The 10698-nt window shown below is 58.6% G+C and carries 6 protein-coding genes and 1 pseudogene; 5 read left to right on the forward strand and 2 right to left on the reverse strand.

The window, feature by feature from the left end; genetic code table 11:
• Window positions 1–9 precede the first annotated feature (9 nt).
• The gene (locus JIN78_RS05935; protein WP_200391030.1) at window positions 10–2802 is read left to right on the forward strand and encodes an FtsX-like permease family protein; all 2793 of its coding nucleotides are present in this window, start codon (window positions 10–12) and stop codon (window positions 2800–2802) included.
• 184 nt (window positions 2803–2986) lie between these two features.
• On the opposite strand, the gene JIN78_RS05940 is transcribed toward JIN78_RS05935, so the two are convergent.
• Together JIN78_RS05940 and JIN78_RS05945 are read right to left on the reverse strand one after the other, a co-directional pair.
• Window positions 2987–5842 (reverse strand): hypothetical protein, encoded by a 2856-nt coding sequence (locus JIN78_RS05940; RefSeq protein WP_200391031.1) that lies wholly within the window; start codon window positions 5840–5842, stop codon window positions 2987–2989.
• An 85-nt stretch (window positions 5843–5927) separates the two neighbouring features.
• The gene (locus tag JIN78_RS05945; RefSeq protein WP_200391032.1) at window positions 5928–6779 is read right to left on the reverse strand and encodes a glycoside hydrolase family 16 protein; all 852 of its coding nucleotides are present in this window, start codon (window positions 6777–6779) and stop codon (window positions 5928–5930) included.
• Between the two features lie 475 nt (window positions 6780–7254).
• Between JIN78_RS05945 and JIN78_RS17705 the strand changes: the two genes are divergently transcribed.
• The 4 genes and pseudogenes from JIN78_RS17705 to JIN78_RS05965 form a co-directional block, all read left to right on the forward strand.
• Window positions 7255–7902 carry a hypothetical protein gene (locus JIN78_RS17705; RefSeq protein WP_200391033.1) on the forward strand — a complete coding sequence of 216 codons (648 nt, stop codon included), beginning with the start codon at window positions 7255–7257 and terminating at the stop codon, window positions 7900–7902.
• 387 nt (window positions 7903–8289) lie between these two features.
• Window positions 8290–9180, forward strand: a complete 891-nt coding sequence (locus tag JIN78_RS05955; protein WP_200391034.1) for a cupin domain-containing protein — start codon at window positions 8290–8292, stop codon at window positions 9178–9180.
• 51 nt (window positions 9181–9231) lie between these two features.
• Window positions 9232–9648 carry a hypothetical protein gene (locus tag JIN78_RS05960; RefSeq protein WP_200391035.1) on the forward strand — a complete coding sequence of 139 codons (417 nt, stop codon included), beginning with the start codon at window positions 9232–9234 and terminating at the stop codon, window positions 9646–9648.
• Window positions 9649–9670: 22 nt separating this feature from the next.
• A pseudogene (locus tag JIN78_RS05965) lies at window positions 9671–10698 on the forward strand (hypothetical protein); the annotation flags it as partial.

The following is a 10698-nucleotide window of genomic DNA, read 5'->3' on the forward strand; positions in this document are numbered from 1 at the left end:
TAACATTCTATGAGCCGCGTCTTCTCTCTCTCCCTAGCCTACTTCCGCCAGCATCCATTGCGGGTGGCGCTCACTTCCTTGGCCACCGCAGCGGCAGCCGCCATGGTCATCTGGGTCGTGAGTGGCTACGATGCCTTGCTCGGCACCTTTGACCGCTACGCCAATCTGGCGCTGGGCCGCTATCCGCTCTCGGTCGCCCCCATTAGCAACTTCAGCCAATACGCCCCCGGGGCCATTCCCTCCCCGGCGGAAAAATTCGTGCCTGAGGAGGCCATTCAACTCCTGCGAGACGACCCCGCCATTGCGGCCGCCGACCCCTTCTGGGTGAGCCAGCAGTATGCGCGCCCCTTCGTGAAGGAAGGGGAGACCCCCATCCCGCCCTACCTCCTGCCCGCCGCCCGTCTGGTCGGCACCGATGCGCCCGAGCCCCCCTTCGACCTCGTTGCCGGGCGTTGGCTCGAACCGAACAATAGAGAACACCCGACTGGAATCCTGAGCGAAATCGCCGCCACCGGGATGAAGATTGAGGTGGGTGACCACGTGCTCGTCGGCCCTCCCGGCCGTGTGACCAAGGTGGAGGTCATCGGCATTGTCGGAGGGGTGACCATCGAGGGATGGAATGCCCAGGTGGCCAGCTCGCAGCTCCTCACCCCCAGCGTCGGTGGGCTCTACGTGACCACGGCTTTGGCCGAGGAAATACTAGGCAAGCCCTCCGCTATCAGTTTTGTGGCGGTCGCGCTTGAGCCCGATACCGACCTCACCCCCTTCCGCTATCGTTGGGCGACCGAGTTGAGCAAGCTGAGCACGCCCTGTCAGTTTCAGGAGGCCCATGATGTGGAGGAAGCGCTCGACGAAAGTGCCTCCGCCGAAAACCTTTCTCTCCAGGCTCGCGCCGCCACCATCGTCTCCACGCTGGCCGCTCTTTTCATCATCTTCAGCACGCTCAATATGGGGGTGAACGAGCGCGTTCGCCAGTTGGCGATTTTACGGGCGGTGGCGCTGACCCGTTGGCAAGTCGGGCTTCTCATTACCATCGAGGGGCTGCTCTTCGGCACCATCGGCTTTCTTGTTGGATGTGGAGCGGGAGCCACCATCATTTCCTGGGCCACCCACTCCGCGCCGGAACTCCTCACCAATGGCGCGGTCGTCGGTCGCAATAGCCTGCTTCTCGCCGCCTTCTGTTCCTATGGCGGAGCCCTCCTCGCCTCGCTGGTGCCCGCCATCCGCGCCATGCGGGTGCGCCCCATCGAGGCCATGAGTCCACCCACAGCGGCCGCGCATCCCTTGTTTTCCAAGAAGAGTCTCATCGGAGGGCTCGCCCTTCTCACGGTCTACCCCCTGCTTGCACTTGGCATTGAGCATCCTGATGGCGCCCCCTTCATCACTTTCATGTTCTCCGGATTGTTCGCCCTCTCGGCAGGACTCATTCTACTCGCCCCGAATATCGTGATGGCGGTGGACCGCTTGCTGAGTCCCCTGCTCGCTCGCCTGATGCGCATTCCCGGCAAGCTACTGGCCAGTCAGATTTCGGGCAATCTCGGGCGCACCGTGGCTACGGCCTTGGCCCTGACGGTGGGCCTGGGATTCTTCGTCGCCATCCAGACTTGGGGTCACTCCATGCTGAGTGGCTTTATGCCCGGCAGCTGGGCTCCGGATGCCCTCATCGGATTCAAGCCTCAAGGGATCGAGCGCTCCGTTGCCGAACAAGTCAGCGAATTTAAAGGAGTTAAAAAGAGCCTTCCCATCATCGTGGAGCAGCCCCGCCTCCTCCACGACCTCACCGATAGCGCGGTCCGAGCCACCGTAGTCCGGCAAGATAATGTGGTCATCGTCGGAGTTGATGCCGAGCCCGCCTTTGGAGGAGACGACCCGCTTTTCAAGTTCCGTTGGACCGAGGGAAATGCCGCCAGCGCGGTGGCGCAGCTCGCCAGCGGACGCGCCTGCATCGTGCCCGACCATTTCTTGACCGAAACCGGGCTTCAGGTTGGCGACTCCTTCGAGCTTGTCCCGCCGAACAACCCGACGCACCCAGTGAGCTACCGCATTGCCGGCGCGGTCAAACTTCCCGGCTGGCACTGGCAGACCAAGCCCACCGGTTTCCGCACCCGCACGCACCGCGCCGCCGCTCTCATCTTCGCCGACTATTCAAAGGTGGAGAGCGACTTCGACTTCCATTCTGCTTCTCACGCTTGGTTCGACTATGATGCCGGCCTCACCACCCCGGACGAACTCGCCGCCTCTGCGCGCGACCTGTATGCGCAGGCTCTCGGGAAGGAGGCACCAGGAGTCGGCATCGGCGGTGCCCGCAATGACGAGCCCTACATCCAGCTCAACACCATTGATGACATCCGTGCTCTCGTGAATGGGCACGCCACCCAGTGGCTCTGGGTGCTGAGCCGTCTCCCCCTCATTGTCCTCGTCATCACCTCCATCGGCGTGTTGAACGCCCTCCTCGCTTCCGTGCAATCGCGGCGTTGGGAAATCGGGGTTCTCCGCGCCACCGGCATCACCCGCAGCACCATCGTGCGACTCATCCTTGCGGAAGGACTTCTTTTGGGTGCAGTGGCTTGTGTGTTGAGTTTGGGGTTCGGGGTGCTGGCCGGCTGGTGCGGCGCGGGCATCTCGCAAGACATCAGCTTCTTCGGCGGCATGCCCCCCGAGTTGGTCGTTCCATGGTCGGAGATTGCCCAGGGTTTCGCCATCGTCCTCCTGCTCTCCACCCTCGCCTCCCTTTGGCCAGCCCTCTCCATCGGCCGCAAAAAGCCCCTCGACCTCCTGCAAGAAGGAAGGGGTTCGTTTTAAATGAGCGATTGCGGATGCTTCGGCGAGGCGTTCCTACCGGAAACTGAAGCCGGACGTAGAGAATGGATATTTTTCGTCCAAATAGGAATTTCTGAGTGAAAGGTGGCAATTCTTTTTCATTCTTCTCAGAGCCTACGACTAAGGTGGACTTCATGCGCTACCGATGTCCTTTCCTCCCCCCTCCTCATCGCAAGCTCACCTTGAGCCGCGTAAAGTGTTTGCCCGGAGCGGCGAGGATATTCTCCGCTCGTTCCATCACTTGCAGACAGCGACCTTCCCCATCGTCAATCACACTGCCCGAAGGCACGGGCCCGTCCCCGGGAAAGGTGGTGAAAAGAATCTGGGTGGAAGCGTCTTCCCCCGATGACCAGGACTGCAGATCCTGGCTCACCTCCAAATCGTAGCGGAAAGCCCCGCTGTAGAGAATGCCATCATCCATCCCGGCAAAACCGACCGCCCGGGGAAAGGTGAAAACCTGTGAGAAAGTGCCATCGACATAGCCTACTTCGATGGACAACACCCCGGCATCCGCCACCTCCGCATCCAGCCCAAGCGCTTTTTCCATGAAGAAAGGCAACTTGTCGCCATCGGCATCGGTGGTGAGGGTGGAGCGCACCCACTGGCGGACGGGAGATTGAGCCGCCTCATCCCTGGCCACCACCACGGGAAAGCCATAGGTATCGAAAGTCAGCAAGCTCTCCCCCGCATTGGCCAAGAGAGTCCCGCCCTCTCTCAACTCCGGCTGGGCCCGCCCGGCATAGCCTTCGTAAGCCAACCAGGAGATGCCTGGATTGAGCCCGCCTTCTTCATGAATCAGCAAGCGCGAATCGCCCTCCGGGGTCGTGGCCAAGGCGAGATTCGAGACCGAGAAACGGCTCCCCGCCAGCGCGGTGCGTTGCCAGGCAGAAGGAGTGCTATTGACATTGGTGGTGGCGTAGACCCGGTTGCCATCGGCGTAGGCGGCATCCAAAGAGGCTCCCCGCCAGGCCACCGCATACTGATCGGGCACCGCATCAGAGCTTCCGAAGTCCTGCACGGTCTCGTCCTCCCAGCCGGAGAGATCGGTGTAACGAGCACCCAGAGTGGAGCCTTGCTTGCCCAGCAAGGCCACCCGTCCAGCGCTCGCCGCTGCCACGATGTCAGTGTAGCCCGTCTCCGGGCTCTCGGCTTCGAAGGCCTCCTCCAAGTCGGAACGGCGCTGCCCCGAAGTGTCGAAGGCCCAGTAACCAAGTTCGGCTTGTCCAAGCAGGCCCGAAACACTCCGAAAAACGTAGAATCCGTATTCGTCCCCGGCCACCGCGAAAGTGGTCACTCCGCCCGAAAACTGAGGCACAGTAGCATTGAGCACCTCCTCCATGCCAAGGAACTCCCCGGCCTCGAAGCGATGGATGCGCACCCGACGGCGAACCGATCCCCCCAGGGATTGCGGCTGCGTCAGGGTGTGGGTCAGGACATGAAAGCCATCCTGCCCCACGCCTGCAACGAGTGCATCTGCCAGGGAATATGTGGCGCCATTGGCGATGCCCAACTCCAAATTGGTGAATTGCTCGCTGCCGTCCGCGCCAAGGTAAGCAAAGGTCACCTGCGCGGCGCTGGGATAAACCATCCCGACCGAGCCGCAGGAGCTGACCGCCAGATCCGCAGCCAATTCCTCTTCGTCACCCACCCCCGAGAGACTCAGGTTCGCGCGCTGGAAGGGAAAGCTCCGATCGATGACGACCCGATCATCGAGACCATTCTCGCGCGTGGCATAGACTGCGGTGCGCCCTAGGGAATCGACGGCAAGCGCGCTCTCCGCAGGTTCCCCGGCGAAATTGGCGGGCGGGCCAAAGACCGGTGTGGCCGACCAGGAATCCGTGCCGAGGCGCTCCCCCTGGTAGAAAAACCATTCGTTGCGCCCCCCGTCCAGCGCCACGTAAGAGACCCGGGGCTGATTTTGCTCATCGAGGAGCAGGTCAAAGGAATCGAATCCGGTCGGCTGGTTTCCACTCCCGGGCAAGCTCAGGTCGGCCGCCACATTTTCAGAAAAAGTGGAAACCTGCTGCCCACCCAGGCCGAAGGTCACCTGACGACGGAGATAAAGAGCGCCCTCCGTGCCGTCGCTGGCCTCGCCCGCACAGAAAAAGTGAGCAATGCCACCAGCGATCTCCATGTCGAATTCAAAGAAATCGCGATTCTGGTTCGCATTCGGCCCTTCGGCGAGCATGAGCGGGGTGTCCCAGGACGTATTCGGATTGGGAAAAAAGGTGCTGCGGCGCTGGGTCACGAGGTAATCACCATCGCGGTAAAACCCGATGACCGGCCCGAGCGAGCCCAAGGCCGTTCCCACTTGGGGCAAGGGGTCTCGATCAATCACCGGGAAAGTTCCCACCAGGGGTTGGCTCGTCGCCGGGTCAATGACATCGCTGGTGACAAAGGACAGCTCCCCCACCTTGGTGGCCAGGGCCAGGGTCGGACCACTGCCCGAGCCCTTCTTCACAAAAGCCACCTGCACCACCACCTCGCCATTGCTATTCTCGCTCACCTCCAGCGAGGGACGGGCCAATTTCCGATCCGCTCCATCCTCCGGAAGGTCGGTTGAAATGGTTTCGACCAACTTCCAGGACTGGCTATCCCCCAAATCCTCTCCCGGGCGATAAGTGCGGTAATTCAAATAAGAGCCCCATTGCAGGACACAATGCAAGGTCCCCTTGCTATCCACGGCCAAGTCCACCGCGTCCATTTGATTCGAGACGTCAGTCAGAGCTGTCACCGCAGGACCCGCCACCCAATCCGAACCATCGAAATAGCGGTATTGCATCTGGTGAAAACTGGACGAGATGGACTCCACTCCCACCACGTGGTAGCCACCCGCCGCATCAGCCACCATCGCGACCTCCGCAAAGTCCGGCTCACCCATCCCTCCTTCTCCCTCGGGCGAAGCCGTATTAGAAATATCGTAGATCGTGCCGGCCTCCACCAGCGGCCCACTGGCAAGGGCGAGGAAAGCAGAACCAAAAAGGGCACGGGCAGAATGAGAAGAGCGAGAGGAATTCATCATGAGAACGGTCGTTTTCTGTGCAACCGAAGCTCTAACAAACCATTTTCAAGAAGGGAAAATCTTTTACTCACCCTTCCTGCCGCCCTCAATCGTCCTTCTTCTGATAAACCCTTACATAGTCAATCAGATACCTACTGGGATAGCTCGCTTTATCAGGATCACCCCCGCGATCGCCCCCGAGGGCCAAATTCAGCCGCAAGCGCTGGGGCTCGTGAAAGGGAGACTTCCGCTCGCCCACTTCATTGACAGTATCCTTCAACAAAGTGGTATTCAGCACCCGGCCATCAACGGAGAGAACGATCTTTTCTGGAGTCCACTCCATCACCCAAGTGTGGAATTCCTGGTCCCAATCCTCTCCCCCGATCTCGGCCATGGGGAGGTAGCCCGTGTCCCACTTGGCCCGTCCGCCCGGCCCGGCCCAAGCCACGTTGGCGAGCAAACCGTGGTTGTAGTATTCCATCAAATCAATCTCCCCCGCATGAGGCCAACGGCCATGACCGGTGGTCCAGATGGCCGGCCAGAGCCCTTCTTCGGTCACGATCTTAGCCCGAATTTCAAACCACCCATAGGTCCAGGCATACTCGGGCTTGCTGTGCAGAGAGGCTGAGGTGTATTCCGCGAAGGGTCGACTGCGCCGCCAGGAGCGGGAATCCTCGCGATAGTGGGGGTTCACCACTTTCTCCCGACGGGCCTCAATCACCAGATGGCCCCCTTCGCAGAAGGCGTTCTCCTTCTGATACCACTGGTCTTCCTCGTTGCGGGTGAAGCCTTCTTCAAAATGCCAGACCTCTTCATCCGGCGGACCATCCTCACTGAATTCCTGGGAAAAGACCAGTTGGTAGCCTGCGGGCGCATCCCCTGCAGTCGTTTCCTCTTCGGCAGCGACGCAAAGAGCCAAGGCCATGCTGATTCCGGGCACAAATTTCATACCGGCCATACTCACTCCTTTGCACGATCTTTCAATGGCAGGCATGAGAAAAAAGGCCTCGAAGGTCGAGAAAAGCGTCGAATATCGGACCCAAACAAACCTCCCGGAAAGCCCTCCGCAGGGGGCTCTTCGTTCACAAGAGAACCCACTGAAAACGAGAAATCCGATCACGACAAACTACTCATATGAATAAATCTGATTAGGGGAATTGTCACTTTAGAAAATGTGCTCTGCCATAGGTATAAGCGTTTTTAAAAAACCCATGAACTTTTCATCTCCATTTACTTCCTTGGGTAGAAGAAGCCTTTTCGGCCTACTCTTTCTCAGTTCAATAACCATTTCGCTGGCATTCCCACCTGCCCCGGGCATCGAGCTACGGGGAGTTGTTCGAGGCGAATACGGATGGGCTCTCGACGATGGATTGACCACCCTCGTGATCCTCGCGAATGGAGACGAAATAGCGCGCACAACCCTCAGGCAATCGGTGCGAGTGGGTGAAAGCTTCCGAATCCAATTGCCGGTCGATCTCAACAAACTATCCGGCCCCTACCGGGAGGGAACGATTGGTGTCGACCCGGCTGTATCCTTCACTATCCGACTGGAACGCGACGGCCGCGACCTCCCCATCAGTCGGGCTCAAGGCAGCGATCTGCTGGCCAACGCCAAAGCAGCGGATGTGCTCTGGCTCGAACTGCAGGTGGGGAACGATTTGGACGGGGATGGGTTGCCGGATTCCTGGGAACAAAGCCAAATGTATCTCGCCGGCATCCTCGATTGGGACCTCACCAGAATCACTCCCGAAGGAGACTTGGATGGAGATGGCATGTCCAATCGGGAAGAATATATCGCCGGGACATTCGCTTATCTCTTCTCAGATGCCATTCATCTGGAAATTGATGAAATCCACGAAAGTGGCTGGGCCGAGCTCTCCTTTCTCTCCGTCATCGACAAAATGTATCAGCTGGAGTGCAGCGCGGACGGAGTCAACTGGCACCCCGTCGCATTTTCCACAAATGGAGAGGCCGGACTGCTCGCCGAGACCCTACGCGCACAGGACACTTCCTATCAAACTCTCCATGTGCCCCCTCCCCTCGATGACACCCATCAGTTCTTCCGCATTGTCGTCTACTAAACCCTTCGCCTTCCCCTGAACACCCGCACTCTCACCGCACTCCTCACTCTCTCACTCCATCCTCTTGCCAGCGCACAATACCGGACCGAATCCTACTCCCTGCGCGCGGGCTGGAATGCACTTTACCTCACACAGGATCTTTCGGACCGCACCGTCGATCAGGTTCTGGCAGCCTACCCGGACATCAGCGAAGTCTGGCAGTGGAATCCGCAAGGGCTCGATCCCGTCCTTCTCGGGCCCAACGCCGAGCCAACCACGGGCAATGAATGGCTGGTCTGGCGTCGCGGAGGGGAGTCGAGCTTCAGCGTTTTCTCTGAGAACACCGGCTACCTCTTTCGTCTCACCGACACCGCTCCCAGCCAAACGCTGTCTTTAAAAGGCAAAGTTGTGCCTCCTGAGATCCTCTGGCGAAATGACGGTCTCAATTTGATCGGCTTTCCCATTGCCAGCGATAACACCACCGCGCTGAGCAATTTCCTCAAAGATGGCGGGCTCTTGGATAGCTCGACGCAAATCTACGAATACTACCCCGGGCCTCTGGGAGAAAATAATCCCGCCGCGACCATCCCCCGCTACGCCCTCGCCGAACGAGGGGAAGCCTTTTGGATTCGCTCCGGGCGCTACTCCAACTACTATGGCCCCCTGCAAGTCAATGTGCCCTTGGCCTCCAACGGGCTGGACTTTGGCTCCGGAGGAAGCGTCAAACGGCTGACTCTTAAAAATTTTTCCAACACCGAAATGACGGTCAATTTGGAAAACATCGCTTCAGAGTCTGCTCCGGGAGAGACGGCCATCCCTTCCAAACCGGGGCTCCTGGTGCAAAGCCGCGATGGGGAAACCGGACTCTATACTTATGAGCCAATGGGTGACACCCACACCCTCACGATTCCTCCCAATTCCTCCACGGGACTGACCCTCGGATTGGATCGAACCAGTCTCACAGGTTCCGCCGACGGGAACTACGCCAGCGTGCTCAAGATCACCGATGGAAAGGATATGCAGGAAGTTTATCTCCCTGTCACTGCAGAAGAATCAACCCTCGCGGGCCTGTGGGTGGGCGAAGCCGCGGTCACCCAGGTGCAAAACCAATTGCAACGCTTCCTCCGTGACGAGAATGGCAACCACATTCTTGATGAGAACGGCCAGTATATCCTCGTTTCCACCGAACAAGGCCTGAACGAGACCGATCAATCGTTCCCACTCCGTTTTATCATTCACTGCACACCCACGGGCGAGGCCACTCTTCTCTCTGAGATTTACCAAGGAGTCATTGCCTAAGACCCCGATGGCACTCCTCACTTGGGGCTCTGCACGAGCGAGTCCCTCATTTTGCCAGACTACCTCTCCGATGGGGCCAAGATGAGCGTCGTCCATCTTCCGCGCAATGTCGTGGAGGCCATGTCTGGAGCCTTCGGCCCTGGCGCCGATCTCACCACAACCATCGATCTCGGCGCCGGAGCCCCCTCCAATCCCTTCCTTCACAGTTATCATCCCGATCACGACAATCTGGATGCCCGCTTCGAGAACACCTTGCCAGCGGGAACGGAAAGTCACCGCGTGATCCGCACCATGCATTTCGAATTTGATGAAGCTCCCCCCACAGGCTTGGGACCCAGCTGGGGAGTCAGTCTCCTCAGCGGAACCTTCACCGAAACCCTCGACGGATTACACAAACAAGACCTTCAAACCCAAGGTGACTTTATTCTCAGAAAAGTCAGCGATCTCGACACCCTCATCCAACCTTAAACCGACCAACACCACGTCCAATATGAAACCAAAACCATTCTTCCGAGCCTTTGCCCTCAGCCTCGCCATCGCTCTTCCCGCCTTTTCTCAAAGCCGAGTGCCTGCCTACATCAGCTATCAAGCCACTGTCACCGACGATTCGGGAGCGTTGATCGCCCCCACGGCCCCCGAAGATCGAACCGTCGAGGTGCGCATCTACAATGCTTCTACCGGTGGCACCGTCATCTTCGCGGAATCCCATCTCGCCGCCGTCTACCAAGGACGGCTCTCGCTTATCCTGGGAGATGGCACCGAAATTCTTGATGAGAGTAATGATCCAGTTGGACTTATCTCCGATCTATCTGAACTCTTCGACGGTTCTTCGCTGCGCTATGTCGAAATCACCCTCATTGATGACTCGGACAGCGCCCAAGTGTTTACCCCTCGGCAACGCATCGTCTCCACTCCCGTCGCACTGCGGGCCAAAACCGCAGAGAAAGCACTGGCCGTTGAAGATGACTCGGTCACCAGTGCCTCCATCGCCAATGGAAGCATCTCGGGAGCCGACATCGCCAACGACACCATCAAGGGCAATAACCTCGGAGCCAACAGTGTCGGTGGCTATCACATTTTGAATGGCACCATCCAATCCGACAAACTCGCGTCGGATGCCATCACCTCGGACAATATCCAAAATGGAACGATCACCTCGGCAGATATCAAAGATCGTTCGATCTCTTATCTTGATATTCAGGAAGAAACAATTGGCTGGGGGGAGATCAAAGACGGAAGAGTGCGTTCACAAGAAATCGCAGACAACACTATCACCTCCGACGACATCGCCAACAATGCCGTGCGCAGCGAGGAAATCCTCGACAATTCCATCACCAAATCCGACATTGGCACCGGTGCCGTGTGGTCCGATGAAATTCGGGACGGCACCATCACCTCGGTAGACATCAATACGGAAACTTGGCATTCGCGTCAGGTTAAGGCTGTGAGGCCTGATTCTATGGGGGATTTGCGGGTTCGTCGGTCTCTTTTGAGGTGCCGCGGATCAGGACTAAAATC

The organism is Roseibacillus ishigakijimensis (assembly GCF_016595415.1).
GTDB classification, from domain to species: domain Bacteria; phylum Verrucomicrobiota; class Verrucomicrobiia; order Verrucomicrobiales; family Akkermansiaceae; genus Roseibacillus; species Roseibacillus ishigakijimensis.

Bases quoted from the DNA above. Each gene is read 5' to 3' on its own strand.
- JIN78_RS05935 (WP_200391030.1), top strand. From the start codon at position 10: ATGAGCCGCGTCTTCTCTCTCTCCCTAGCCTACTTCCGCCAGCATCCA.
- JIN78_RS05945 (WP_200391032.1), bottom strand. From the start codon at position 6,779: ATGGCCGGTATGAAATTTGTGCCCGGAATCAGCATGGCCTTGGCTCTT.
- JIN78_RS05940 (WP_200391031.1), bottom strand. From the start codon at position 5,842: ATGATGAATTCCTCTCGCTCTTCTCATTCTGCCCGTGCCCTTTTTGGT.